This window comes from Scandinavium sp. (assembly GCF_051650185.1).
Classification (GTDB): domain Bacteria; phylum Pseudomonadota; class Gammaproteobacteria; order Enterobacterales; family Enterobacteriaceae; genus Scandinavium.
Window position 1 is genome coordinate 1 of the sequence record NZ_JBOFIN010000022.1, and the last position, 25,577, is coordinate 25,577.

The following is a 25,577-nucleotide window of genomic DNA, read 5'->3' on the forward strand; positions in this document are numbered from 1 at the left end:
TGGGAGAGCACCTCCCTTACAAGGAGGGGGTCGGCGGTTCGATCCCGTCATCACCCACCACTCGGGTCGTTAGCTCAGTTGGTAGAGCAGTTGACTTTTAATCAATTGGTCGCAGGTTCGAATCCTGCACGACCCACCAATTTTAACGTTGAACTCAGACGTTAAACGTGAAGGATAACGTTGCTTTAGCAACGGCCCGAAGGGCGAGACTTTAGTCGAGTCATCCTGCACGACCCACCAATTTCTGACTTAGTCTTTAAATTGGTACCGAGTCTCAGCAGTATCTCTTCGAAGCAACACCCTATGGGTCGTTAGCTCAGTTGGTAGAGCAGTTGACTTTTAATCAATTGGTCGCAGGTTCGAATCCTGCACGACCCACCAATCTTATTGGTTGTGTCTTCGAAGAAACTCCCGAAAGGGGTCGTTAGCTCAGTTGGTAGAGCAGTTGACTTTTAATCAATTGGTCGCAGGTTCGAATCCTGCACGACCCACCAAATTCAGACAAAAGCGCCTTTCGGCGCTTTTGTTGTTTTCGGGCCCGTGCTAAATGTGCAGGCTAACGTTGCTTTAGCAACGGCCCGAAGGGCGAGCGGAGCGAGTCATCCTGCACGACCCACCAATGCAAAAAAGCGCCCTAAAGGCGCTTTTTTGCTATCTGCGTCTCGACACGATTAAAACAGCGTCTCTAGCTCTTCAATCACGTTGTACTCATCATCTGTGAGCAGCAACACTTTCCATTTGTCGAAGGTCAGGCAGGGGTGAGAGGTGCCGAACACCAGAATATCTCCCACCTGAACATCACTCCCTGGCGCGAGCTTCAGCATGCAATGCTGATCCATGATGCCAGTGCTGGTGATTGCGCCAGGTGTCAATGCCAGCGGTTTGCCTGCACGGTAATGCGCAGTTGGCTGAGGAAGACCTGCATCAAACGCACAATCGCGTTTACCAAAGTTCACGATGGCACGATCCTTTTCTGGCACTGACTGAACGAGGGCCACCAGCTCCAGCGCTGAGGTTAAGTCTCCACCCAGATCACAGGCAACGGAATCACGCGCCATCAGTTCTTGCTGAGCGACATTGTAAATCCCTTCATCGTGCGTGATGTAGCAACCCGGACGGATAACTATCCGGCAATGAGAGGGCTTGCGTGCCGCCAGCCAGATATTGCACACCACGTCATACCAGACCGTACCCGCGCCGGTGAGGATAAATTCGCCCTCTACGAAAGGTTCAAGTTCACAGGCCAGCGCGGCGGCTTCGCGAAGGAGTTGCTCAACCTGCGGTTGAGGGTTATCACCGTGCAGAACGCCTTCATAAAGCTCCAGACCACGCAAACGTAGTCCAGGCAACTCATTGATGTGTTTAGCCAGCTTAAGCGCTTGTGAAGCGTTACGGCAGCCACAGCGCCCACCGGGTACCCCCAGCTCAACCATCACGTCCAGAATTTGCCCCTGTTCGTGGAAGAATGCGCTCAATGTCGCGGCATTGCTCAGGCTATCCACGCAGCACAGGTAATCAACATCAGAATACTGATGCTTGAGTTGGGAAACCGTCAGCATGTTTGCTTTCCCGACCAGCTGATTCACCATCAGCACTCGCTTCACACCGCTAACCATTGCCGCTGCGGCTTGCCAGGCGCTGCCCACGCCAATCCCCCAGGCTCCAGCTTTCTGTTGAGCCTGGAAAATCCAGGGCGTCATGGTGGTTTTGCCGTGCGGGGCGAGTGACACTCCACGGCTGTCGGCGTAACGCTGCATCCAGGCTATGTTGTTTTCCAGTGCTGATTTTTTGATGATCGCCGCTGGCAGGCAAACGTCCTCGTTCAGCACATTCGCCTGCGAAGTAAGCAGGGCGGATTTATGGGGGATAAGGACCTCGCTCTGGTATTTCATATCTTATTCCTTCTGCGTTATCGGTTTTCTGTATCGTAATTAATATATTGATATATATGGTTATAATGTTTTTATTGGTTTTTTTGTGAATAAAAGTACCACTAATTAATCCTATTTCTGTGTGCTTTTCCACTGTTTTCTTGCCTCAGGAAAGATACAGTGGCAACAGAACAGAAAGGGAGTGTGGTGTCATGAAGTTCGACTGGCTTTTCAAAAATGTAACCGTAATCGATGGCAGTGGTGGTCCGGAGTATCGCGCCGACGTGGCGGTAAGCGGCGATCGTATTGTCGATATTGCGCCCGCTATCCGCGCAGAGGCAGCACAGGTTGTCGAAGGCGAAGGTCTGGTGCTCGCCCCTGGGTTTATTGATGTTCACACGCATGATGATTTAAACGTCATCCGCATCCCTGAATATCTGCCAAAAATAAGTCAGGGGATAACCACGGTTATCGTGGGGAACTGCGGCATTTCAGCGGCTACGGCTACGATGAAAGGGGAAGTTCCGGACCCGATGAATCTCCTGGGCGAACAGGCCCAGTTCATCTATCCCACCGTCAACGCCTACGCTGATGCCATTGAAACAGCGCAGCCTTGTATCAATGTCGGGACGCTTATCGGGCACACGGCGTTGCGTAACAATCATATGGACGATCTCTTTCGCACGGCGACTGAAAGTGAAATCGTGGCTATGCGTGAGCAACTGCGTCTGGCGCTGAGCCAGGGCGCGCTCGGCATGAGTACCGGGCTTGCCTACGCCAGCGCGTTTCAGTCTTCCACCGAAGAAGTGATGGCGCTGGCAGAAGAGCTGGCGGGCAGCGGCGCGGTTTATACCACCCACTTACGCTCTGAATTTGAACCCATTCTGGATGCGCTGGATGAAGCTTTCCGTATCGGCCGCCATGGGAAAGTACCTGTCGTTGTCTCGCATCACAAATGCGCGGGGGCGAAAAACTGGGGGCGCACGAAGGAAACTCTGGCTTTTATCGATAAGATGCGCCAACACCAGGAGATCGCCTGCGACTGCTACCCTTATTCGGCGAGTTCCTCGACGCTGGATTTAAAACAGGTCACCGATGAATTTGATATCGTGATCACCTGGTCTGAGTCTCTCCCAGAACAGGCCGGAAAAACATTGAAAGAGATTGCCGAACACTGGCAAGTTACGATGCTCGAAGCGGCAAAACAGTTGATGCCAGCGGGCGCAATTTACTACAACATGGATGAACAGGATGTGCGCCGGGTGATGCAGTATCCGGTCACGATGATTGGTTCCGACGGTTTACCTAACGATCCAATGCCGCATCCGCGTCTGTGGGGCGCGTTCCCTCGCGTGCTGGGTCATTACAGCCGTGATGAAAAGCTCTTCCCGCTGACTACAGCCATCCACAAAATGACAGGATTGTCCGCCGCGCGCTTTGGCCTTGCCGGGCGTGGGCTGATAAAAACGGGCAACTTTGCCGATCTGGTGTTGTTCAACCCCCGGACGGTGCGTGACGTCGCGAGTTTCAGCGATCCTAAGCGGCCTGCACAAGGCATTGAAGCGGTGATGGTGAATGGCGTCATGAGCTATCGCCCTGAGCAAAAAATTATCGGACGAGCAGGGCGATTCCTGCGCCGACAGCCTTAAAAAGAAGGAGAAAGTATGAGCATTAAACGTTATGGCACCGAAGGCGGTACCGGCACAGGAGGCCAGCATCTGCCTTTTTCACGCGCGGTAGAAGCGGGCGGTTGGCTGTATGTCTCCGGTCAGACGCCAATGACCAACGGTGAAGTGGTTGAAGGGGGGATCGTCGATCAGTCCCGTCTCGCTATCCAGAATTGTGTCGATATCATGACTGAAGCGGGCTATACCCTGGCGGATGTGGTGCATGTCAAAGTTATCCTGACTGACGCCCGTTATTTCCAGTCCTTCAATAAGGTCTTCCGTGAATTCTTCGGGGATCATCCTCCGGCGCGTATCTGCTGCGTGGCTGACCTGGTTGTGGATTGCAAAGTGGAAGTTGACGTGACGTGCTATAACGCCGCACGTAATAAATAAGAAATAAGCCCTTCGGCAGAAGGGCTGAAACTGATAATAAAAGCAGTATCGTTATAAAAATATAAATTGAACCCATTCTCTGGAACCTGTTTATTCAGGTGCCAGTCTTGTCAACATCCTCATGTTTTTTTAAAGAGCATGACTTACTGTACCTGGACGAGAGCTATGAATAATTTATCCTTTTTAATCTGGTTTGCGATATATGCCTGCGCGATGATAACCCTGGGCTGGTATGTTTCGCGTAACCAAAAGAACGGCGACGATTTTCTTTTAGGCGGACGCTCACTGCCAATGATCCTGACCCTCGGTTCGACAGTGGGCACCATGGTTGGAACCGGCTCAAGCGTGGGGGCCGTCGGCTTTGGCTACACCAACGGCTGGGCGGGAATGTTATATGGTCTGGGCGGGGCAGTCGGCATTTTGCTGGTGGCCTGGTTATTTGCGCCAGTACGTAAAATGCGTTTTATGACCATGAGTGAAGAAATATCGTATTACACTGGCGGCAGTAAAATAATAAAGAACCTGGTGGCGATATTGATTTTTATTGCCTCGATTGGTTGGCTCGGAGCACATATATTAGGCGGCGGATTATATCTCGCATGGGCCAGCGGTATTGATATTAATACTGCGAAAATTATCATTGCCCTGGCGTTTATTGTTTATGTTGGCATTGGCGGTTATTCCGCAGTGGTATGGATTGATACTATTCAGTCAATTGTCCTGTTCGCCGGTTTCATCATTATGGCGGTGCTCGCCGTTCATCATGCGGGCGGATGGACCGAAATAAAACACACGGTAGACCCTGCTGCGCAAAGCCTCTTTGCCGTCGATAAGTTGGGTGTTTTACCTGCGCTCTCACTGGCCTTCGTGATTAGCGTTGGCGTGCTGGCGACGCCGTCTTACCGCCAGCGGATCTACTCGGCAAAAACGGTGTCCTCCGTTCGTCAGTCATTCACCATCACCGGCGTGCTGTACCTGATGTTCTCATTCCTGCCTGCGATTATCGGCATGGCGGTGTGGACGATGAACTCGCACCTCGAAAACAGTGGGTTTGCCTTCCTGTTCGCCACGCAGGTTCTGCCGCCGGTTCTGGCGATGGCCGTACTGATTGCCGGGATGTCCGCCAACATGTCTTCCGGCAGTTCAGACGCCATTGCCGCGGTATCTATCATGCTGCGCGATCTCTACACCCTGATCACCGGACACATGCCTGCGCCGGAAAAAGCGATCCGCATGTCGCGTATCTTCCTGGTACTGGTGATTGCGCTGGCGCTGCTGTTTGCTCTGACGTCTAACGACATCATCAGCTACATCACTAAGATGATTTCGATGATCATGTCAGGCATGTTTATCTGCTCCATGCTGGGCCGCTTCTGGACACGCTTCAACTGGCAAGGAGCGTTGGCCTCACTGCTCGGTGGGGCCGTGGCTTCGATGGTGGTATTGATGGACAGCAGCTGGCTCGCCTTCTGGGGTAACCCTTGCATTCCTTCGGTACTGACAAGCCTGGTCGGTGGTGTGGTCGTGACTCTGGTTACGCCAGCTCCGCGCCTGAGCCGTGAAGCGGCGCTGGAAATGATCACCCGTGAGCGTGAAAGTCAGCCTGAAGCGCCACAGGTGGCCGTTGGCATCCGCAAAGTGTCAGAGAGCTGAGGGAATAATGGAGAACTGGATTGCCGTTGACTGGGGCTCCACGCACCTTCGGGCGTGGCACTGGCAGAACGAGGTTTGTGTGAATCAGTTGCAGATTGCCGCAGGTGTTTCTCAGCTCAACGGACGCACGCCGGAAGAGATCTTCCGGCAGCACATCGCGCCGTGGCGTGAAGAGAACAGCATCCCGGTCTTTATGGCCGGCATGATCGGCAGCGATGCGGGCTGGCAAGTGGCCCCTTATCTGCCCTGTCCGGTAACGACCCGGCAATTGGGCAGCAAACTGACAGAAGTGGCCGGGCAGGTCTGGATTGTGCCGGGGCTGAAAGTACAGCAAAACGGCGAGTGCAACGTGATGCGCGGCGAAGAAACTCAGTTAACGGGCGCGATGGCGCTGTCACCCGCTGATGTGTACGTGATGCCAGGCACCCACAGTAAATGGGTGAGCGTCGATGGCGAGTGCATTCAGCACTTCTCTACTGTGATGACCGGTGAGCTTTTCCATTTGCTGCTCAACCAGTCGCTGATCGGCAAAGGGCTGCCGCAACAGCAGGCGGACGATGAAGCTTTCCAGCGTGGCTTAAAGCGCGGGCTCACAACCTCATCGCCAGTTGCCTCATTGTTCAGCGCTCGTGCTGCACGCGTGCTTGGTGAGTTAGCCCCCACTTCGGTGGCGGACTATCTCTCCGGGTTGCTGATAGGCGCTGAAGTGGCGGAGATGTATCCGCAACACACCCAGCCCCGCGTCACTCTGGTGGGCGGTTCTTTGCTGAATGCGCGCTACCTTCGTGCCTTTGCCGCGCTCGGCGTTCAGGCGAATTGCTGCGATGGCGATGACGCCTTTCTGCAAGGAATAAGGAGTATTTTTCATGGCCGACACTAAACTGGTAGCCATTCTTCGCGGTATCACGCCTGCTGAAGCGGGAGCTCACACCAGCGTGCTGATTGAAGCTGGGTTTCGCTATATCGAAATTCCGCTGAACTCGCCTGACTGGCAGCAAAGCATTCCGGCTCTGATGAGTGAGTACGGACATCGGGCGATGATTGGCGCAGGGACCGTCCTCAACGTTGAACAGGTTGATACTCTGGCGCAGGCTGGAGCGAAGTTGGTGGTCACTCCGAACACACAGCCTGCGGTGATTCGCAAGGCGGTGGATAAAGGCATGCTGGTTTGCGCCGGGTGCGCTACCGCTACCGAAGCGTTTACCGCGCTGGATGCGGGCGCACAATGGCTCAAAATCTTCCCGTCTTCCGCTTTTGGCCCGGCCTATATTCAGGCGCTAAAAGCGGTATTGCCAGCCTCGGTGCCAGTGCTGGCTGTCGGGGGGATCACCCCTGAAAATCTGTCGGAGTATAGGCGGGCTGGCTGCGCAGGAGCAGGGCTTGGTAGCGACTTATACCGTCCAGGGCAGGCTGTCTCGCGTACTAAAGAACAGGCGGCCCGCTACCTGGCGGTGTTTGCCGAAGCGCTTTAATCGCCCAACGGCTGGCGATCAATGCCACCACGCAGATTATGCAATGAGAGTTTAATACGACGCAGGCGGTCTTTGGCCTGCGCTTTATTGGCCATCGCAAGCTCCGTCGCGAGCACATCTATCATCGCCAGCATCGCATAGCGCGAGGTGCTTGGCTTAAAGATGTAGTCGTTTTCCGTGACCACTAACGGCAGCACCAAATCGGCCTGTTTCGCCAGCGGCGTGTCTTCTGGGGTAATGGCGATGACTTTCGCCCCATACTGTCTGGCGATGGCGGCGCTGTCAGTCACCTCAGGCGTGTAACCGCCGAGCGACAAAGCAATGACCACATCCTGAGGCGCCACCGCAGAACACATCATCCGCACCAGCAAACCGTCATTCTGGCTGGCGACCGGCAACCCCAGGCGGAACAGGCGGTACTGAAGTTCCTGAGCGCAAATCGTTGAGCCGCCGCCCATGCCAATCGCCAGAATTTGTCGTGACTGGGTTAACCAGCCCACCGCTTTTTGCAGCGAGTCAGGGTCAAGCGCGCGACGGTTGGTTTCCAGCACGCTGATAATCGACTCGTAAATCCCCTGAACGCCTTCCAGATCCGGCACATCCAGAATAAAGCGTTGCCCGACAGCGAGGGACTGCGCCAGCTTCACTTTCAAATCACGTACATCTTTGCAGCCAAGCGTCCGGGCAAACCGTGTCACCGAAGCCTGGCTGGTACTGGTCTGACGGGCGAGCTCAGCTATCGGCAACTCAGCCGCCGCGGCAACATCATCCAGAATGAACTGAGCAATGCGTTTTTCGGTGGCGGTGAGCGCCACAAACTGTTCGGTGATACAGGAGATGATATCGATGGTGTACGCCATGGCAGCAAGTATCGTCAGTCGTCAAATGTTGATACTTTGTACCACAAAAAAGCCTGATTGGCACAGACGGAAAATCTGCACGACTTTTCGGCAGCAATTCGCTATCTTGTTTAGCATATAAAACACCACTGTCTGATTAACGCGATTCAGGCCATTAAATCGACAGTTTTGTTAAGCCAGTGAAACGAGAAGCCATGATGAGCGTAATGTTTGATCCTGAAACCGCAATTTATCCGTTTCCGCCTAAGCCCGCGCCGTTGAGCGCCGAGGAAAAGCAGTTCTATCGCGAGAAAATTAAGCGACTGCTGAAAGAGCGCAACGCGGTGATGGTTGCCCATTACTACACCGACCCGGAAATCCAGCAGCTGGCGGAAGAAACCGGCGGCTGTATCTCCGATTCCCTTGAGATGGCGCGCTTCGGTGCCCGCCATGAGGCGACAACGCTGCTGGTAGCTGGCGTGCGCTTTATGGGGGAAACCGCGAAGATCCTCAGCCCGGAAAAAACGATTCTGATGCCCACGCTCAACGCTGAGTGTTCTCTGGATCTCGGTTGTCCAATCGACGAATTTAACAAGTTCTGTGATGCGCATCCGGACCGCACGGTTGTGGTGTATGCCAACACTTCGGCTGCGGTAAAAGCCCGCGCCGACTGGGTAGTGACCTCAAGTATTGCCGTTGAGCTTATCGAGCATCTCGACAGCCTGGGGGAAAAGATCATCTGGGCTCCGGATCGTCACTTAGGGCGCTATGTGCAAAAGCAGACGGGCGCAGATGTGCTGTGCTGGCAGGGCGCCTGTATCGTCCACGATGAATTCAAAACCCAGGCTCTGGCTCGCATGAATGCGCTTTATCCGCAAGCCGCCATACTGGTACATCCGGAATCGCCACAGTCGATTGTGGATATGGCGGATGCGGTGGGCTCAACCAGCCAGCTGATTGCCGCGGCGAAAACGCTCCCCAACCAGCAGCTTATCGTGGCCACCGATCGCGGTATTTTCTACAAAATGCAGCAGGCCGTGCCGGAAAAAGAGCTGCTTGAAGCGCCGACCGCTGGCGAAGGTGCCACTTGTCGCAGCTGCGCACACTGCCCGTGGATGGCGATGAACGGGCTGAAGGCGATTGCGGATGGTCTTGAGCACGGCGGAGCAGAACATGAGATCCATGTTGATGCGGCGCTGAGAGAGGGCGCATTGCTGCCTTTGAACCGCATGCTGGATTTTGCGGCTACACTACGCTCATAATTACGGTCATAACCCGTTGTTTACTTTATGACGTCACGTCTGCGGAGAAAAAAATGGATTTCTTTAGCACGCAAAACATTCTGGTGCATATTCCCCTTGGCGCAGGGGGCTACGATCTCTCATGGATTGAAGCCGTGGGCACGATTGCCGGTCTGCTGTGTATCTGGCTCGCCAGCCTCGAAAAAATCAGCAACTACGCCTTCGGTCTGATCAACGTCACGCTGTTTGCGATCATCTTTTTCCAGATCCAGCTGTATGCCAGCCTGCTGCTGCAACTTTTCTTTTTTGCCGCGAATATCTACGGCTGGTATGCGTGGTCGCGACAAACCAGCCAACATGAAGCGGAACTGCAAATCCGCTGGCTGCCGTTGCCCAAAGCGCTCACCTGGCTTGCCGTGTGTGTGGTGGCGATAGGCCTGATGACCGTATTTATCAATCCCGTGTTTGGCTTCCTCACCCGCGTGGCGGTAACGCTAATGCAAGGGCTTGGGCTGAAGGTTTCCATGCCGGAGCTACAGCCCGATGCTTTCCCGTTCTGGGATTCCTGCATGATGGTGCTGTCGATTGTGGCGATGATCCTGATGACCCGCAAATACGTTGAAAACTGGCTGCTGTGGGTGGTTATCAATGTAATCAGTGTGGTGATTTTTGCGCTGCAGGGCGTATATGCGATGTCACTGGAGTATCTGTTGCTGACCTTTATCGCACTGAACGGCAGCCGGATGTGGATTAACAGCGCACGTGAACGGGGCTCACGCGCGCTTTCCAGCTAGTGGTGATGATGATGGCCGTGCCCGGATTGCACTTCGTTAAGATGGCATTCCGGGCCGCTGCACGGCTGATATTCCATCTGAATGGTGGCGTGCGCTATCTGGTAGTGATGCTCCAGATAGTGCTGAATTCTCTCCAGCAAAGCATCGTGGTCGTGAGGGGGGATCACATGCACATGCAGCGTCATAATGGGCTTCTCGCCCACCAGCCAGACGTGAACGTGGCGAACATTCCGCACCTCGGGAATTTCACGACGCAGCCCGCGTTTGAGGGCTGAAATATCAATCGAACCCGGCGCGCCTTCCAGTAGCTCATTCACGCTCTCCTTCAGCAGTTGCCACGCACTCTTCAGCACAAGGCAGGAAACCAGTACCGAAAGTATCGGGTCAATCGGCGTCCAGCCTGTGGTCAGAATCACAATGGCCGCGACAATGGCGCCTACGGAACCCAGCAAATCCCCAAGAACGTGCAGCGCGGCGGCGCGAACGTTCAGGTTTTTCTCTTCACTGCCACGATGCAAAATCCAGAATGAGAGAATATTCGCCAGCAACCCTGCGACGGCAGTGACCATCATTGTCGCCCCGGCGATCGGCTGCGGGTGCTGGAAACGTTGAATGGCTTCCCAGACAATCAGGAGGGTGATCAACACCAGCGCGATGGCATTCACGAAAGCGGCAAGCGTCGTCAGGCGAAGCCAGCCAAACGTGTGGCGGGAGTTGGGCGGACGCTTCGCAAACTGGACTGCCAGCAGCGCAAACAACAACGCTGCCGCATCGGTCAGCATGTGCCCGGCATCTGCCAACAGCGCCAGAGAGCCAGAAATCAAGCCACCGACAACTTCCAGCAGCATAAATCCGGCGGTAATGATAAACGCCAGCAGCAGGCGGCGAGCGTTGCCGTCATTGGGCTGCTGGGCCGAGGAGTGAGAATGCGAATGCGCCATATGCAGGTCCTGCTTTTTTTTAGTTAGTGCATGACATGATTGCAGATCTTTGGCCTTTACGCATAAAAAAAGGAGAGCGAGGCTCTCCTTTAGAGATAGCAGAAATCACTTACTGGGTCGTGCCGTCCGTTTTGGTATCGACGTCATTGTTCATCCCATTACCGGTTTCAACTTTCTTGTTGATGTCCGGGCACTTGCCGTCTTTACACATGGAGTTCTTGTGGATCTCATCCTTGCTCATGTGCTGGGCGTCGCTGGTGGCGCCATTCGGATGCAGCATGGTGCCGCTGGATGAGCTGTTCACATTGCTGTTATCGACGCCATTTGGGGCGACATTTTGATGGGCGTCAGGGGCGTGTTGACCCGCATCGGCAGCGGAATTCGCCTGGCCATTATTGTCTGAAGCGGTGTCTGCCGCGATGGCTGCGCCACTCATCATCGAAAGCGTCGCGGTCAGGATCAGTGTTGCCAGTGTGTTGTTTTTCATGAGGGTGCTCCTGTTATGGTCGTTACGTCGGATAACTTCTTCCAACAGTGCATTTCGCTGATGTGTGGATAAAAACTCCACAACAATGATTTAAGTCAGCGTGGAATCTCGCTAAACATTTAAAAGCTAGCATTTATCTTTAAAAAGTGTAGCGGCTGTCTCAGTTATCGCTACTTTCTGGCGTTTTTAAGGTTAATTCCAGGAATTATCCGGCTCAAGTGTAAAACCCGGTTTACACTTTTGGCCTGGCGAGATAGATTGATGGGATTGCACTCAATCGACTAAGTATGGCAACGCTGGAAAGATCATGAATTATCAGAACGACGATTTACGTATTAAAGAGATCAACGAGTTATTACCGCCTGTAGCGCTCCTTGAAAAATTCCCCGCCACTGAAAATGCCGCCAACACGGTGTCGCATGCCCGCAAAGCGATCCACAAGATCCTTAAAGGCAGTGACGATCGCCTGCTGGTGGTGATTGGCCCGTGCTCCATTCATGATCCTGTTGCGGCGAAGGAATACGCCAACCGCCTGCTGGCATTGCGTGAAGAGCTGAAAGGCGAGCTGGAAATCGTCATGCGCGTCTATTTTGAAAAGCCGCGCACTACCGTGGGCTGGAAAGGGCTGATTAACGATCCGCATATGGATAACAGCTTCCAGATTAACGACGGCCTGCGCATTGCCCGTAAGCTGCTGCTCGAAATTAACGACAGCGGCCTGCCTGCGGCGGGTGAATTCCTCGATATGATCACCCCACAGTACATGGCTGACCTGATGAGCTGGGGCGCAATTGGTGCGCGTACCACCGAATCACAGGTTCACCGTGAGCTGGCTTCCGGCCTTTCTTGCCCGGTAGGTTTCAAAAACGGTACAGACGGCACCATCAAAGTGGCTATCGATGCCATTAATGCCGCTGGCGCGCCACACTGCTTCCTGTCTGTGACCAAATGGGGCCACTCTGCCATTGTGAACACCAGCGGGAACGGCGACTGCCACATCATTCTGCGTGGCGGTAAAGAGCCGAACTACAGCGCGCATCACGTCGCGATGGTCAAAGAAGGGCTGCACAAAGCGGGCCTGCCTTCTCAGGTGATGATCGACTTCAGCCACGCCAACTCCAGCAAGCAGTTCAAAAAGCAGATGGACGTGGCGACCGACGTCGCAGGGCAAATTGCGGGTGGCGAAAAAGCCATTATCGGAGTGATGATTGAAAGCCATCTGGTGGAAGGCAATCAGAATCTCGAAAGCGGCGAACCGCTGACCTACGGCAAGAGCATCACCGATGCCTGCATTGGTTGGGATGACACCGATGCGGTGCTGCGCCAGCTGACGAACGCGGTTAAAGCTCGTCGCGGCTAAGGATTTCAGGCAATAAAAAAGCGTGGTGAAAACCACGCTTTTTTTGCGTCTGGCGAAAAGTTACTTCGCTTTGCCCTGGTTCGCCACGGCCGCTGCTTTCGCAGCGATTTCGTCAGCATTGCCCAGATAGTAGTGTTTCACCGGCTTGAAGTTTTCATCGAACTCATACACCAGCGGTACGCCGGTTGGGATGTTCAGTTCGAGAATTTCGTCTTCGCCCATGTTGTCCAGGTATTTCACCAGTGCACGCAGGGAGTTGCCGTGAGCCGCGATGATCACGCGCTCGCCGCTTTTCAGACGTGGCAGAATGGTTTCGTTCCAGTAAGGCACTACGCGATCGATCGTCAGCGCCAGGCTTTCGGTCACTGGCAGCTCTTTATCCGTCAGTTTCGCGTAGCGTGGGTCATGGCCCGGGTAGCGTTCGTCATCTTTGGTCAGCTCTGGTGGGGTGATGGCAAAGCCACGACGCCACTGTTTAACCTGCTCGTCACCGTATTTTTCAGCGGTTTCCGCTTTATTCAGACCCTGCAACGCGCCGTAGTGACGTTCGTTCAGCTTCCAGGATTTCTCAACCGGCAGCCACGCCTGATCCAGTTCATCCAGCACGTTCCACAGGGTGTGGATGGCACGTTTCAGCACGGAGGTATAAGCAAAATCAAAGCTGAAGCCTTCTTCTTTCAGCAGTTTGCCTGCTGCTTTGGCTTCGCCCACACCTTTCTCAGACAGATCAACATCATACCAACCGGTGAAGCGGTTTTCATTGTTCCACTGGCTTTCGCCGTGACGAACAAGCACAAGCTTAGTAACAGCCATACTGTGACTCCTGAACTAGATTGAATGATAACAATTCTCATTATATTGCCGTTGCGTCAGCAGCGGCAACGCTTATTGATAACCATAGCGAAAATAGCGGCGCAGTGTAAGCAGCTTGTGATGAGGTCGTTAGTTTTTAACGGTAAGTGCGGTAATTTTCAGCATTTTACTGAAAAAGGCCCTCCGACAGGAGGGCAGGGGATCACAACGAGGTAAATTGATATTCGGTCACGCTGACATACTCTTCACCCGGCAGCAGCGTGCAGTCTGGCTGCGGCCATTCCGGATGATTAGGGCTGTCTGGCAGGAATTCGCTTTCCAGCGCCAGCCCTTGCCAGGCGGCGTAAGGCTGCGGTTCGCGTGACGGCGTGCCGTCAAGGAAATTGCCGGAATAAAATTGCAGCGCAGGCGCAGTGGTGAACACCTTCAGCTCTAGCTTGTTATCGGCAGACCACACCGTTGCCACGGGCTGAGAAAGTTCACCTTTGGCATTAAGGAGGAAAGCGTGATCGTAGCCATTAACTTTGCGCTGATCGTCGTCAGACAGGAACTCATTGGCAATCTGCTTAGGTTTACGGAAATCAAAGCTGGTGCCGGTAACGTCTTTCAGGCCTGAACGAGGGATGCCCATTTCATCAACCGGCAGATACTGATCGGCCGCGATGCTCAGCGTGTGATTGCGCACATCGCTCTGACCACCATCGAGATTGAAATAGACATGGTTGGTCAGGTTGACCGGGCAGGCTTTATCGACCGTCGCCCGGTATTCGATAGCAATGCGATTATCTTCTGTCAGCTGATACTGCGCGGTAGCACGCAGATTTCCAGGGAAACCCTGGTCGCCATCGGCTGATTCAAGGGTAAACAGCACAGAAGTGTCATTCTGATTCACCACTTGCCAGCGGCGTTTGTCGAACCCTTCCGGGCCACCGTGCAGCTGATTTGGGGCCTGGCTCGGCGCGAGCTGGTAAGTTTCCCCGGCAAGTTGAAAACGGCTGTCGGCGATGCGATTGGCATAGCGGCCGACGGAGGCACCCAGAAAAGCAGCCTGACTGGTGTAGTGTTCCGGGCTGGCACAGCCAAGCAGGGCTTCGCGCACGGAACCCTCTTTCAGCGGAATGCGTGCGGAAAGCAGCGTCGCGCCCCAGTCCATCAACGTGACAACCATGCCTGCGCTGTTACGCAGGGTTAGCAAGCGAAACGGCAGGCCGTCCGGCGCTAACGTTGGAGTTTCAATCAGCACTGGCCCGCTCCTTGTGATGCTTTACACACATAGAAGGTTTCTTTGATGCCGGTTTTGGCGTGATATTGCGCAGCAACCGCGTCTTTCACCGCAGGCACCAGCTCTTCAGGCACCAGCGCCACAATGCAGCCACCGAAACCGCCGCCGGTCATGCGTACGCCGCCTTTGTCGCCAATGGTGGTTTTCACAATCTCGACCAGCGTATCAATCTGCGGCACGGTGATTTCGAAGTCATCACGCATGGAAGCATGAGATTCAGCCATCAGCTCACCCATCCGCTTCAGGTCACCTTTCGCGAGAGCTGAAGCGGCTTCAACGGTACGGGCGTTTTCCGTCAGCACGTGGCGAACACGTTTGGCGACAGTCGGGTCAAGTTCATGAGCGACGGCGTTGAATTTTTCCAGAGAAACATCGCGCAGAGCGGGCTGCTGGAAGAAGTGCGCGCCCGTCTCACACTGTTCGCGGCGAGTGTTGTACTCGCTGCCTACCAGCGTGCGTTTGAAGTTACTGTTGATGATGATCACCGCCGCACCTTTCGGCATGGAAACCGCTTTGGTGCCAAGCGAACGGCAGTCGATCAGCAACGCATGATCTTTCTTGCCGAGAGCGGAAATCAGCTGATCCATAATGCCGCAGTTACAGCCAACAAACTGGTTCTCCGCTTCCTGCCCATTAAGAGCGATTTGCGCCCCGTCCAGCGGCAGATGATAAAGCTGCTGGAAAACCGTGCCCACGGCAACTTCAAGCGATGCAGAAGAGCTCAGGCCCGCGCCCTGCGGCACGTCACCGCTGATAACCATATCCACGCCGCCGAAATTGCGGTTACGTTTTTGCAGATGCTTCACCACGCCGCGCACGTAGTTGGACCACTGCTGAGTATCGTGGCTGACAATCGGCGCATCGAGGGAGAACTCATCCGTCTGGTTTTCGTAGTCGGCCGCAATCACGCGCACCGTTCTGTCCTGGCGTGGCGCACAGCTGATCACCGTCTGATAATCGATGGCGCACGGCAACACGAACCCGTCGTTGTAATCGGTGTGTTCGCCAATCAGATTCACGCGGCCTGGCGCCTGGATAACGTGGTTGGCAGGGTAGCCAAATTTTTCAGCAAACAGGGACAGGGTTTTTTCTTTCAGACTCATTATTTTTAGACTCCTGATTCGCGATAGTGGACGTCACTGACGGCGCGCAGACGCTCCGCGGCTTGTTCAGCCGTGAGATCGCGCTGTGTTTCTGCCAGCATTTCATAACCGACCATAAACTTGCGAACGGTGGCCGAGCGCAGCAGGGGTGGATAGAAATGAGCATGCAGCTGCCAGTGAGCATTGTCTTCGCCATTGAACGGCGCGCCGTGCCAGCCCATGGAGTAGGGGAAGGAGCACTGGAACAGGTTGTCGTAACGGCTGGTGAGTTTTTTCAACGCCACAGCAAGATCGCTGCGTTGAGCTTCCGTTAAATCGGTGATGCGCAGGACATGAGCTTTTGGCAACAGCAGCGTTTCGAACGGCCACGCCGCCCAGTAAGGCACAACGGCAAGCCAGTGCTCGGTTTCCACCACGGTGCGGCTGCCGTCGGCCATTTCGCGCTGGGTGTAATCCACCAACATGGGCGAACCCTGCCGGGCAAAATAGTCTTTTTGCAGACGGTCTTCACGTTCCGCTTCATTCGGTAAAAAACTGTTTGCCCACACCTGACCGTGAGGGTGTGGGTTAGAGCAGCCCATCGCCGCGCCTTTGTTCTCAAACACCTGAACCCAGGGGTAGCGCTGGCCTAAATCTGCTGTCTGTTCCTGCCAGGTTTTCACCACTTCTTCTAATGCAGAAACGCTCAGTTCAGGCAAGGTTTTGCTGTGATCGGGCGAGAAACAAATCACCCGACTGGTGCCACGTGCGCTTTCACAACGCATCAGCGGATCTTCACTTTCCGGTGCGTCTGGCGTGTCTGTCATCAGCGCAGCAAAGTCATTCGTAAAGACGTAGGTGCCGGTGTATTGCGGGTTGGTATCGCCGGTTGCTCGCGTGTTGCCCGGGCAAAGGAAACAATCCGGATCGTGCGCGGGCAACGTTTGTTTGGCTGGCGTTTCTTGCGCCCCCTGCCAGGGGCGCTTGGCGCGATGCGGTGACACCAGGATCCACTGCCCGGTTAACGGGTTATAGCGGCGGTGCGGATGATCGACAGGGTTGAATTGCGTCATGACAGGTCCTTAGTCAGGGTAACCCTGCGGATGGCGGGACTGCCAGTGCCAGGTGTCCTGTGCCATTTCGTCAAGATTACGGGTCACTCGCCAGTTCAGATCGCGATCGGCTTTGTTCGCATCCGCCCAGTAGGCCGGAAGGTCGCCATCGCGACGTGGCGCGAAGTGATAGTTGATCGGTTTGCCGCAGGCTTTACTGAAGGCGTTCACCACATCCAGTACGCTGCTGCCAACGCCTGCACCCAGGTTATAGATATGCACGCCTGGTTTGTCGGCGAGTTTTTCCATTGCCGCTACGTGACCGTCGGCCAGATCCATCACGTGGATGTAATCGCGTACGCCGGTGCCGTCTTGTGTTGGGTAGTCATTGCCAAAAATAGCGAGCGAATCCCGGCGGCCAACGGCAACCTGCGCGATGTACGGCATCAGGTTATTTGGAATGCCTTGCGGATCTTCACCCATATCGCCTGATGGATGAGCGCCTACCGGGTTGAAATAGCGCAGCAGGGCGATGCTCCATTCAGGCTGGGCTTTTTGCAGGTCAGCCAGAATTTGCTCAACCATCAGCTTGCTCTTGCCGTAAGGGCTTTGCGGCGTGCCGGTCGGGAAGCTTTCAACGTAAGGGATTTTTGGCTGGTCGCCGTAGACGGTGGCGGAGGAGCTGAAAATGAAGTTTTTGACGCTGGCGGCGCGCATTGCGGAAATCAGACGCAGCGTGCCCGTCACATTGTTGTCGTAGTACTCGAGCGGCTTAGCGACAGATTCACCCACGGCTTTCAGCCCGGCAAAGTGAATAACGGTATCGATAGCGTGATCGTGCAGAATTTCGGTCATCAGCGCTTCGTTGCGGATATCCCCCTCCACAAACACCGGCTGCTTGCCGCCTAAGCGTTCAATCACCGGTAACACGCTGCGTTTGCTGTTGCACAGGTTGTCGAGAATGATGACGTCGTGCCCTTGTTTCAGCAACTGCACGCAGGTATGGCTGCCTATGTAACCGCTACCACCTGTAACCAGTACTCTCATAATTCGCTCCGTTAAGCCTATGGTATGGAATAAGCCTAGCATAACAGAGAAGCGAAAAGTGTGACACGGCCTAAATTAGTGGAATCGTTTACACAGTGAAAAATCACACCGTAACGGCACGTTTTTGCATTATAAAACAAGGTGAAGAGAAAGGAAGGCTACTCTTTATCTGAAAAGCGGGGAGCGGCAGGCTCCCCCACAGGATGATCAGCGTTTACCAATGGCGTAGCGATAGCCCTCAGCCTGAGGCACAAACTCCAGACGATGAGTGATGCAGTCCGGTGCGTCTTCAGCGTGATGCGAGACAAACAGCAGCTGCGTGTTGCCTTCCCCAATCAGCACGTCTACAAAACGCCGCACAAGTTGGCGGTTTAGCGGATCAAGGCCCTGAAGCGGCTCATCAAGGATCAGCAGCGTCGGGTGTTTCACTAACGCCCGAACAATCAGTGCTAATCGCTGCTGGCCCCAGGAAAGGCTGTGAAACGGGGCGTCAGCGGTGCGATTGTCGATACCCAAAATATCCAGCCAGACTTGCGCCAGCTTGTGCTGTTTATCGGACACGGCCTGATAGATACCGATGGAGTCGAAGAAGCCGGAAAGGATCACATTACGCACATTGGTGCTCACGCGGTAATCAAGATGCAGGCTGCTGCTGACATAGCCGATGTGCTTTTTAATGTCCCAGATGGTTTCTCCGCTGCCACGGCGGCGGCCAAACAGCGTCAGATCATTGCTGTAACCCTGTGGGTGATCGCCTGTGACCAGGCTCAACAGCGTCGATTTACCGGCACCGTTCGGGCCAACAATCTGCCAGTGCTCGCCCGGATTTACCGTCCAGCTCATGTCCTCAATAATCGGTTTATCGTTGTAAGACACCACGCCGTGATTGAGCACAATCCTCGGCTGATCTTCAGGCAGCGAAAGCCGGGCAGGCGGCGCATCCGGTTCTGGCAATGCAATGCCCGAAAGCTTCTCGCTATGGGCAAGTTGGGCTATCAGCGCCTGTTCCAGCAGCGCTTTTTTAGTGCCAGTTTCCAGCAAGGTGCAGTCCGCCAGCACGCCAGCAAACTCGACGAACTCAGGAATTTCATCAAAACGGTTGAGCACCAGAACCAGCGTGATGCCTTCCTGATGCAACGTGGCGAGTAGCTCGGCCAGGGCCTGGCGCGAAGCCACATCCAGGCCATCAAACGGCTCATCCAGAATCAACAAGTCCGGGTTGCTCATCAGCGCCTGGCACAGCAAGGTTTTGCGTGTTTCGCCGGTAGAAAGGTATTTGAAGCGGCGCTCCAGTAAAGACGCGATACCAAAGCGAGTGGCGAGGTCACGGCATCGTGCCGGGTCTTTCACTTCTTCCTGGATAATCTCGGCTGTTGTGCGCCCGGTGTCTTCTTCGCCAGGGCTGAGCAGGTCAGTATTGTTGCGTTGCCACTCGTCGCTGACCAGTTTTTGTAACTGCTCAAAGGAGAGGCGAGTGGTTCGCGTGAAGGCACTTTCGCGGGTGCCGGAGAGCAAAGTCAGCTCCCCGGAGAGCGCACGAGCCAGCGCAGACTTGCCGCTACCGTTGCTGCCAACGAACGCCCAGGATTCACCAGCGTGAAGGGTGAGGCCAGGAACAGAGAGCGTTTTTGTATCGCTAAGACGAAACGTGCCTTGCGAAATATGCAATGATGACATGGTGTATCCCATTTTTTGCAGCGATTTTATTCAGGGATACGTTTTCTGATGGCGAAAGTCAAGCCATCAGCGAAGGGTGGCGAGGATCACCCTGTCGGCATTAAACCAGGCGATGGCGGGTTCATTTTCATTTAATTCAGCGGCTTCCTCGACGGGCAGTGTGGCGCAAAGCGCCTGCCCATCAGGTAGCGTCATCAGCACTTCACACTGTGCCTGCCCGCGTTCAATATGGCTGATCACGCCGGAAAGCTGATTGTCTGCCTGCGCCGCGACTTTGGCATCACGCGTAATGCCGACCCAAGGCGCTTTCAGCAAAACCAGCACTTCTTTGCCTTCCTCAAGCCCAAGACGCTCACCGCTTTGTGCGGTGATGGCGACTTTAAGACGCGTTTCACCATCGGCAAGCAGCACATCGACATGTTCCTGCACCTGCTGGTGGTCGCGGCGGGTAATCGTACCGAACCACTGATTACGCGCGCTGGTTTGCAGAGAAAAGCGTGAAATGGCTGCCAGCAGGCTGTCCAGCGGCAGGGCATCGTCGTCACTCAGCACGTCGAACGCTTTCTGCTGGATTTGCGCCAGCAGATCATAAAGCTGAATCAGACGCTGACCATAGCGCGTCAGCACTGCGCCACCGCCGCCTTTGCCGCCAGTGGCTCTGTCGACCAGCGGCTGCTCGCTGAGCTGGTTCATATCGTTGATGGCATCCCAGGCGCTTTTGTAGCTGATGCCCGCATTTTTCGCGCCCTGGCTGATGGAGCCCGTCACGTCGATTTGTTTGAGCAGGGCAATGCGGCGCGGATCGGCAAACAGACGCTGCTGAAGCTTAAGGGTAAGAAGAATTTCGGCCTGCATATCAATGTCCTGCTCAGTTTTTGGATGTACGTTCCTGATTATTATTACACAGGGCACCGCACAAAAGGGGAGTGAATTTCCTGAGTATCCGGTTACAATGAAGGAATCACAATGTCAGGAGCTGACCATGTTAGAGTTGTTGAAAAGTCTGGTCTTTGCCGTAATCATGGTTCCCGTGGTGATGGCGATCATTCTGGGGCTGATTTACGGTCTCGGTGAAGTGTTTAACGTTCTGTCGAACGTCGGCCACAAAGATAAAGGCCAGCAGCAAAATCATTGATTTCGAGATGCCCGGTAAAGCCGGGCATTTTTTTATCCCCATTCCGCCTCGTTTCCCCTGTTTAAGTTCTTCTTCTTTCTGCCGATATACTCACTGAGTGGTGCCAATTAGCACTGGGAAAACCCTATAGTTATCGTTATATTATTTCGTACATAACGACACTCACAGGAGTCACAAATGGAACGTTCTTGGTTACGCCTCGTCGCAGGCACAGCTTTATCGCTTTCTGTTGCCGGTCATGCTTTTGCTGATGAAGGGAAGATTACGGTCTTTGCGGCCGCCTCGCTGACCAACGCGATGCAGGACATTGCCAAAGAGTACAAGAAAGAGAAAAACGTGGATGTGGTGTCCTCTTTTGCTTCTTCTTCAACGCTTGCTCGCCAGATTGAAGCGGGCGCGCCAGCGGACCTGTTTATCTCTGCTGACCAGAAATGGATGGATTACGCGGTCGAGAAAAAAGCCATTGATACCGCTACGCGTGAAACATTGCTGGGCAACAGCCTTGTCGTCGTTGCACCGAAAGCCAGTGAGCAGGGCGATGTGACTATCGATGCGAAAACCAACTGGACCAGCCTGCTGAAAGGTGGCCGTCTGGCAGTTGGCGATCCGGATCACGTTCCAGCGGGCATTTACGCGAAAGAAGCGCTGCAGAAATTGGGCGCATGGGATACGCTGTCTGCCAGACTTGCTCCGGCCGAAGATGTGCGCGGTGCGCTGGCACTGGTTGAGCGTAACGAAGCGCCGCTGGGCATTGTGTACGGCTCTGATGCTGTCGCCAGCAAAGGCGTTAAAGTGGTGGGCACCTTCCCGGAAGACTCCCACAAAAAAGTGGAATACCCGGTAGCGATTACCGACGGACATAAAAACGCCACGGTCACGGCTTTCTATGATTACCTGAAAGGACCGCAGGCTTCCGCCATTTTCAAACAGTACGGATTTACTACCCACGAATGATATTGACCGATCCCGAATGGCAGGCGGTACTGCTGAGCCTGAAAGTTTCTTCCCTGGCCGTGGTGTTCAGTTTGCCCTTCGGGATCTTCTTTGCCTGGTTGCTGGTACGCCGCAACTTTCCCGGCAAAGCGCTGCTCGACAGCCTTATCCACCTTCCTTTAGTCCTTCCACCCGTGGTGGTCGGATATCTGTTGTTGATAGCAATGGGCCGTCGGGGGTTTATCGGCGCCTGGCTCTACGATTGGTTCGGCATCACCTTCGCCTTTAGCTGGCGCGGCGCGGTGCTGGCGGCAGCGGTGATGTCCTTCCCGCTGATGGTTCGGGCTATTCGTCTGGCGCTGGAAGGCGTCGATATCAAACTCGAACAGGCCGCTCGCACGTTGGGCGCAGGGCGCTGGCGAGTGTTCTTCACCATCACCTTACCGCTCACTTTGCCGGGGATTATCGTCGGCACGGTGCTGGCCTTTGCGCGTTCGCTTGGCGAATTTGGCGCAACCATTACGTTTGTCTCCAACATTCCAGGGGAAACCCGCACCATTCCTTCTGCCATGTACACCCTGATTCAGACGCCGGGCGGCGAAGGTGCGGCGGCCAGGCTGTGCCTGATTTCCATCGTGCTGGCGCTGGTGTCGCTGTTGATTTCAGAATGGCTGGCACGCCTTAGCCGCGAACGGACGGGGAGATAACCATGCTGGAACTCAACTTCAGCCAGACCTTAGGCGATCACTGCCTGACCATCAACGAATCGCTTCCGGCTTCCGGCATTACCGCTATTTTTGGTGTTTCTGGCGCAGGAAAAACGTCTTTGATTAACGCCATCAGCGGCCTGACGAAGCCGCAGAAGGGCCGCATCGTGCTCAACAATCGGGTGCTTAACGACGCAGAAAAGAAAATTTGTCTGTCGCCGGAAAAGCGCCGTGTTGGCTACGTATTTCAGGATGCGCGCCTGTTCCCGCACTATAAGGTGCGCGGCAATCTGCGCTACGGCATGGCGAAAAGTATGGCGGGGCAGTTTGACAAACTGGTCTCGCTGCTGGGGATTGAAGGTTTGCTGGACAGGCTGCCGGGCGGTCTTTCTGGTGGCGAAAAACAGCGAGTCGCCATTGGGCGTGCGCTGCTCACCGCACCGGAATTGCTGTTACTGGACGAGCCGCTGGCCTCTTTAGATATTCCCCGTAAACGCGAGCTGTTGCCTTATCTGCAACGCCTGGCTCGTGAAATCAACATTCCGATGCTGTACGTCAGCCACTCGTTAGACGAGATCCTGCATCTGGCCGATAAAGTGCTGGTGCTGGAAGAGGGCAACGTGAAGGCTTTCGGCAATCTTGAGGATGTCTGGGGCAGCAGCGTGATGCATCCCTGGCTGCCGAAAGAGCAGCAGAGCAGCATCCTGAAAGTGACCGTGCTGGAACACCATCCCCACTATGCGATGAGTGCGCTGGCGCTGGGCGATCAGCATATCTGGGTCAACAAACTCGACCGTCCGTTACAGTCGCCGGTGCGCATTCGTGTTCAGGCCTCTGACGTGTCGCTGGTGCTCCAGCCGCCGGTACAGACCAGTATTCGTAACGTCCTGCGGGCGAAAGTGGTTCAGTGCTTTGATGATAACGGTCAGGTGGAAGTGCAGCTGGAAGTGGGGGGCCGCACGTTGTGGGCGCGCATCAGCCCCTGGGCGCGTGATGACCTGGCGGTGAAGCCAGGCCAGTGGTTGTATGCGCAGATTAAGAGCGTTTCAATTACCGCCTGATTACAACAGCTGCTTATAGATAAAGTCGGCGATGCTGGTCTCAGTATTTTCGCCGATAACCACATTGGCGCGGGCTTTTACCGCGTCATCCGCATTGCCCATCGCCACGCCCATACCGGCGTTTTCCAGCATGCTGATGTCGTTGAAGTTATCGCCAAAGGCGACCACGTCTTTCATCGAAAGCCCCTGAGATTCCACCCAGCGAGCCAGACGGTTGCCTTTGCTGTTGCCTTTGCGCGCCACGTCGACCTGATAAATCCACGAGCGTTCGCACTCCAGGCCAAGCTTCTCTTCAACCTGCTGGACGAAGGCGTTGAGGCGCTCGCTGTTTTCGTCGGTCAGGGCGAATTTCCAGATGGTGTCGACGTCATGCGCGGCCTTAGCGAAGGACTCAACCTGCCGGAAGACCGGGCGCTGCGCTTCAGGCAACGTTAAACCCCACTCAATCCCACGCGTGATGTGGCCTGTCTCTTGTTCGTACACCATGGCGTTGTCGACATACATCAGGCCGTGAACGCCGTGTTCGTTGAGCATCTCAATCAGCGGCAAAGCCTGTGCGGTGGAAAGCGGATCGGCTTCCAGCACCTTTTTTGCCTGATAATCATACAAATAGGTGCCATTACAGCAAATTGCAGGTGTATCCAGTGCCAGTGCCTGATAAAAAGGATGGATGGCAACGTGATGTCGACCCGTGACGATCAGGATTTGATAGCCTGCTTCTTTTGCTCTAGCCAGCGCTTCAAGCGACGCAGGCAGAATGGTTTTGTTGGGTGTCAGCAGGGTACCGTCTAAATCAAGGGCTATCACGCGAGATGTCATGTTGCAGTCCAGGTTAATGTTGAAAAATGTGCAGCTGACGATGGTACACCGCTGTGTTCTCAGGGCAAATTTTTCAGCACTAACTATCCTGTTAATTTGCTTCCACGTGCAGTAAGGAAAGGAGTTTTCATGAAACAAACCGTATATACCGCGAGCCCGGAAAGCCAACAAATCCACGTCTGGAGCCTGAAGCACGACGGTAAACTGACGCTGGTTCAGGTGGTGGATGTGCCGGGTCAGGTACAGCCGATGGTCATCAGCCCGGATAAACGCTACCTGTACGTTGGCGTGCGCCCTGAGTTTCGCGTGATTGCCTACCGCATTGCGCCGGACGACGGCGCGCTGACCTTTGCTGGCGAATCAGCCCTGCCGGGCAGCCCAACGCACATTTCGACCGATCACAAAGGCCAGTTCCTGTTTAGCGGTTCATACAATCAGGCGTGCGTGAGCGTGACTCGTCTGGAAGATGGCCTGCCGGTGGGCGTTGTGGATGTGGTCGAAGGCCTGGAAGGGTGCCACTCAGCAAATATCACCCCGGACAACCGCACCCTGTGGGTGCCTGCGCTGAAGCAAGATCGTATCTGCCTGTTTACCCTGAGCGACGATGGCAAGCTGGTGGCACAGACTCCAGCGGAAGTGACCACCGTTGAAGGCGCGGGCCCACGCCATATGGCGTTCCACCCGAATCAGCAATACGCGTACTGCGTGAATGAGCTGAACAGCTCCGTCGACGTGTGGGAACTCAAAGATCCGCACGGTGAGATTGAGTGCGTGCAAACGCTGGACATGATGCCGCCAGATTTCACCGGTACGCGCTGGGCGGCAGACATTCATATCACCCCGGACGGTCGCCACCTGTATGCGTGTGACCGTACTTCCAGCACCCTGACGGTGTTCACTGTTTCTGAAGACGGCAGCGTGCTTGAGATCCAGGGCTTCCAGTCGACGGAAACCCAGCCACGTGGTTTCAACATCGACCACAGCGGGAAGTTCCTGCTGGCGGTGGGCCAGAAGTCGCATCATCTGGCGGTGTATGAGATTCAGGGCGAGCAGGGTCTGCTGCATGAGAAAGGCCGCTACGCTGTTGGGCAAGGCCCGATGTGGGTTGTGGTTAACGCTCACTAAGCGGATAGCTGATAACAAAAAACCTCGCCGAAGCGAGGTTTTTTTATGGCTTTTTGTCAGGCGGCGCTTTGCTGGCCTGACCTGGATTTTGTGTAGGCCCGCGCAAACGCAGTGCCACCGGGCAAC

The 25,577-nt window shown here is 54.8% G+C and carries 25 protein-coding genes and 3 tRNA genes; 16 read left to right on the forward strand and 12 right to left on the reverse strand.

The window, feature by feature from the left end:
• Positions 1-63: 63 nt before the first annotated feature.
• The 3 genes from ACRCWW_RS02350 to ACRCWW_RS02360 all read left to right on the forward strand — a co-directional run bounded on the left by ACRCWW_RS02350 (position 64) and on the right by ACRCWW_RS02360 (position 494).
• Positions 64-139, forward strand: a tRNA-Lys gene (locus ACRCWW_RS02350).
• 166 nt (positions 140-305) lie between these two features.
• Positions 306-381 (forward strand) — tRNA-Lys (locus tag ACRCWW_RS02355).
• Positions 382-418: 37 nt separating this feature from the next.
• A tRNA-Lys gene (locus tag ACRCWW_RS02360) sits at positions 419-494 on the forward strand.
• Positions 495-671: 177 nt separating this feature from the next.
• Here the strand turns inward: ACRCWW_RS02360 and ACRCWW_RS02365 are convergent.
• Positions 672-1,892, reverse strand: a complete 1,221-nt coding sequence (locus tag ACRCWW_RS02365) for an amino acid deaminase (protein WP_438680960.1) — start codon at positions 1,890-1,892, stop codon at positions 672-674.
• A 191-nt stretch (positions 1,893-2,083) separates the two neighbouring features.
• On the opposite strand from ACRCWW_RS02365, the gene ACRCWW_RS02370 reads away from it, so the two are divergent.
• From ACRCWW_RS02370 to ACRCWW_RS02390, 5 genes are all read left to right on the forward strand, one after another.
• Positions 2,084-3,520 carry an N-acyl-D-amino-acid deacylase family protein gene (locus ACRCWW_RS02370; protein ID WP_438680961.1) on the forward strand — a complete coding sequence of 479 codons (1,437 nt, stop codon included), beginning with the start codon at positions 2,084-2,086 and terminating at the stop codon, positions 3,518-3,520.
• Between the two features lie 15 nt (positions 3,521-3,535).
• Complete coding sequence (locus ACRCWW_RS02375) at positions 3,536-3,931, forward strand: RidA family protein (protein ID WP_330985752.1); 396 nt, start codon at positions 3,536-3,538, stop codon at positions 3,929-3,931.
• Between the two features lie 165 nt (positions 3,932-4,096).
• Positions 4,097-5,584, forward strand: coding sequence for a sodium:solute symporter family protein (locus ACRCWW_RS02380; RefSeq protein ID WP_438680962.1), 1,488 nt, complete (start codon positions 4,097-4,099; stop codon positions 5,582-5,584).
• A gap of 7 nt (positions 5,585-5,591) precedes the next feature.
• Entirely contained in the window at positions 5,592-6,464 is an 873-nt protein-coding gene (locus ACRCWW_RS02385) for a 2-dehydro-3-deoxygalactonokinase (protein ID WP_438680963.1), read from the forward strand.
• Positions 6,451-7,056, forward strand: coding sequence for a 2-dehydro-3-deoxy-6-phosphogalactonate aldolase (locus ACRCWW_RS02390; RefSeq protein WP_438680964.1), 606 nt, complete (start codon positions 6,451-6,453; stop codon positions 7,054-7,056). Before ACRCWW_RS02385 ends, ACRCWW_RS02390 begins: the two co-directional genes overlap by 14 nt.
• Here the strand turns inward: ACRCWW_RS02390 and ACRCWW_RS02395 are convergent.
• Positions 7,053-7,916 (reverse strand): MurR/RpiR family transcriptional regulator, encoded by an 864-nt coding sequence (locus ACRCWW_RS02395; protein WP_438680965.1) that lies wholly within the window; start codon positions 7,914-7,916, stop codon positions 7,053-7,055. The two genes, ACRCWW_RS02390 and ACRCWW_RS02395, sit on opposite strands and share 4 nt — an antisense overlap.
• Before the next feature lie 197 nt (positions 7,917-8,113).
• Between ACRCWW_RS02395 and nadA the strand changes: the two genes are divergently transcribed.
• On the forward strand, positions 8,114-9,157 hold the full coding sequence (gene nadA, locus ACRCWW_RS02400; protein WP_438680986.1) for a quinolinate synthase NadA: 1,044 nt from the start codon (positions 8,114-8,116) through the stop codon (positions 9,155-9,157).
• A gap of 53 nt (positions 9,158-9,210) precedes the next feature.
• Positions 9,211-9,930 (forward strand): nicotinamide riboside transporter PnuC, encoded by a 720-nt coding sequence (gene pnuC / locus ACRCWW_RS02405; protein ID WP_438680966.1) that lies wholly within the window; start codon positions 9,211-9,213, stop codon positions 9,928-9,930.
• Here the strand turns inward: pnuC and zitB are convergent.
• Together zitB and ACRCWW_RS02415 are read right to left on the reverse strand one after the other, a co-directional pair.
• Entirely contained in the window at positions 9,927-10,871 is a 945-nt protein-coding gene (zitB, locus tag ACRCWW_RS02410) for a CDF family zinc transporter ZitB (protein WP_438680967.1), read from the reverse strand. The genes pnuC and zitB overlap by 4 nt on opposite strands.
• Before the next feature lie 109 nt (positions 10,872-10,980).
• On the reverse strand, positions 10,981-11,358 hold the full coding sequence (locus tag ACRCWW_RS02415) for a YbgS-like family protein (protein ID WP_438680968.1): 378 nt from the start codon (positions 11,356-11,358) through the stop codon (positions 10,981-10,983).
• A 307-nt stretch (positions 11,359-11,665) separates the two neighbouring features.
• Between ACRCWW_RS02415 and aroG the strand changes: the two genes are divergently transcribed.
• Entirely contained in the window at positions 11,666-12,718 is a 1,053-nt protein-coding gene (gene aroG, locus ACRCWW_RS02420; protein WP_438680969.1) for a 3-deoxy-7-phosphoheptulonate synthase AroG, read from the forward strand.
• 60 nt (positions 12,719-12,778) lie between these two features.
• Here aroG and gpmA read toward each other — a convergent pair whose 3' ends face one another.
• The 7 genes from gpmA to modE all read right to left on the reverse strand — a co-directional run bounded on the left by gpmA (position 12,779) and on the right by modE (position 20,526).
• Positions 12,779-13,531, reverse strand: a complete 753-nt coding sequence (gene gpmA / locus ACRCWW_RS02425; RefSeq protein WP_330985765.1) for a 2,3-diphosphoglycerate-dependent phosphoglycerate mutase — start codon at positions 13,529-13,531, stop codon at positions 12,779-12,781.
• A 202-nt stretch (positions 13,532-13,733) separates the two neighbouring features.
• Positions 13,734-14,774, reverse strand: a complete 1,041-nt coding sequence (galM, locus tag ACRCWW_RS02430) for a galactose-1-epimerase (protein ID WP_438680970.1) — start codon at positions 14,772-14,774, stop codon at positions 13,734-13,736.
• Positions 14,768-15,916: a galactokinase gene (gene galK, locus ACRCWW_RS02435; RefSeq protein WP_438680971.1), complete on the reverse strand. Its 1,149-nt coding sequence runs from the start codon at positions 15,914-15,916 to the stop codon at positions 14,768-14,770. The genes galM and galK overlap by 7 nt, the downstream gene beginning before the upstream one ends.
• A gap of 5 nt (positions 15,917-15,921) precedes the next feature.
• Positions 15,922-16,968, reverse strand: a complete 1,047-nt coding sequence (gene galT / locus ACRCWW_RS02440; RefSeq protein ID WP_438680972.1) for a galactose-1-phosphate uridylyltransferase — start codon at positions 16,966-16,968, stop codon at positions 15,922-15,924.
• 9 nt (positions 16,969-16,977) lie between these two features.
• Complete coding sequence (gene galE, locus ACRCWW_RS02445) at positions 16,978-17,994, reverse strand: UDP-glucose 4-epimerase GalE (RefSeq protein WP_438680973.1); 1,017 nt, start codon at positions 17,992-17,994, stop codon at positions 16,978-16,980.
• A gap of 207 nt (positions 17,995-18,201) precedes the next feature.
• Positions 18,202-19,671, reverse strand: coding sequence for a molybdate ABC transporter ATP-binding protein ModF (gene modF / locus ACRCWW_RS02450; protein WP_438680974.1), 1,470 nt, complete (start codon positions 19,669-19,671; stop codon positions 18,202-18,204).
• Positions 19,672-19,737: 66 nt separating this feature from the next.
• The gene (modE, locus tag ACRCWW_RS02455) at positions 19,738-20,526 is read right to left on the reverse strand and encodes a molybdenum-dependent transcriptional regulator (protein ID WP_438680975.1); all 789 of its coding nucleotides are present in this window, start codon (positions 20,524-20,526) and stop codon (positions 19,738-19,740) included.
• Between the two features lie 127 nt (positions 20,527-20,653).
• On the opposite strand from modE, the gene ACRCWW_RS02460 reads away from it, so the two are divergent.
• From ACRCWW_RS02460 to modC, 4 genes are all read left to right on the forward strand, one after another.
• The gene (locus ACRCWW_RS02460; RefSeq protein WP_330985772.1) at positions 20,654-20,806 is read left to right on the forward strand and encodes an AcrZ family multidrug efflux pump-associated protein; all 153 of its coding nucleotides are present in this window, start codon (positions 20,654-20,656) and stop codon (positions 20,804-20,806) included.
• A gap of 177 nt (positions 20,807-20,983) precedes the next feature.
• On the forward strand, positions 20,984-21,760 hold the full coding sequence (gene modA / locus ACRCWW_RS02465) for a molybdate ABC transporter substrate-binding protein (RefSeq protein ID WP_438680976.1): 777 nt from the start codon (positions 20,984-20,986) through the stop codon (positions 21,758-21,760).
• On the forward strand, positions 21,757-22,446 hold the full coding sequence (modB, locus tag ACRCWW_RS02470) for a molybdate ABC transporter permease subunit (RefSeq protein WP_438680977.1): 690 nt from the start codon (positions 21,757-21,759) through the stop codon (positions 22,444-22,446). The genes modA and modB overlap by 4 nt, the downstream gene beginning before the upstream one ends.
• Positions 22,447-22,448: 2 nt before the next feature.
• Positions 22,449-23,507, forward strand: a complete 1,059-nt coding sequence (modC, locus tag ACRCWW_RS02475; protein WP_438680978.1) for a molybdenum ABC transporter ATP-binding protein ModC — start codon at positions 22,449-22,451, stop codon at positions 23,505-23,507.
• Here the strand turns inward: modC and ACRCWW_RS02480 are convergent, their stop codons facing one another.
• Complete coding sequence (locus ACRCWW_RS02480; RefSeq protein WP_438680979.1) at positions 23,508-24,326, reverse strand: pyridoxal phosphatase; 819 nt, start codon at positions 24,324-24,326, stop codon at positions 23,508-23,510. It lies immediately after the preceding gene.
• A 129-nt stretch (positions 24,327-24,455) separates the two neighbouring features.
• Between ACRCWW_RS02480 and pgl the strand changes: the two genes are divergently transcribed.
• Entirely contained in the window at positions 24,456-25,451 is a 996-nt protein-coding gene (pgl, locus tag ACRCWW_RS02485; RefSeq protein WP_438680980.1) for a 6-phosphogluconolactonase, read from the forward strand.
• Positions 25,452-25,577 lie beyond the last annotated feature (126 nt).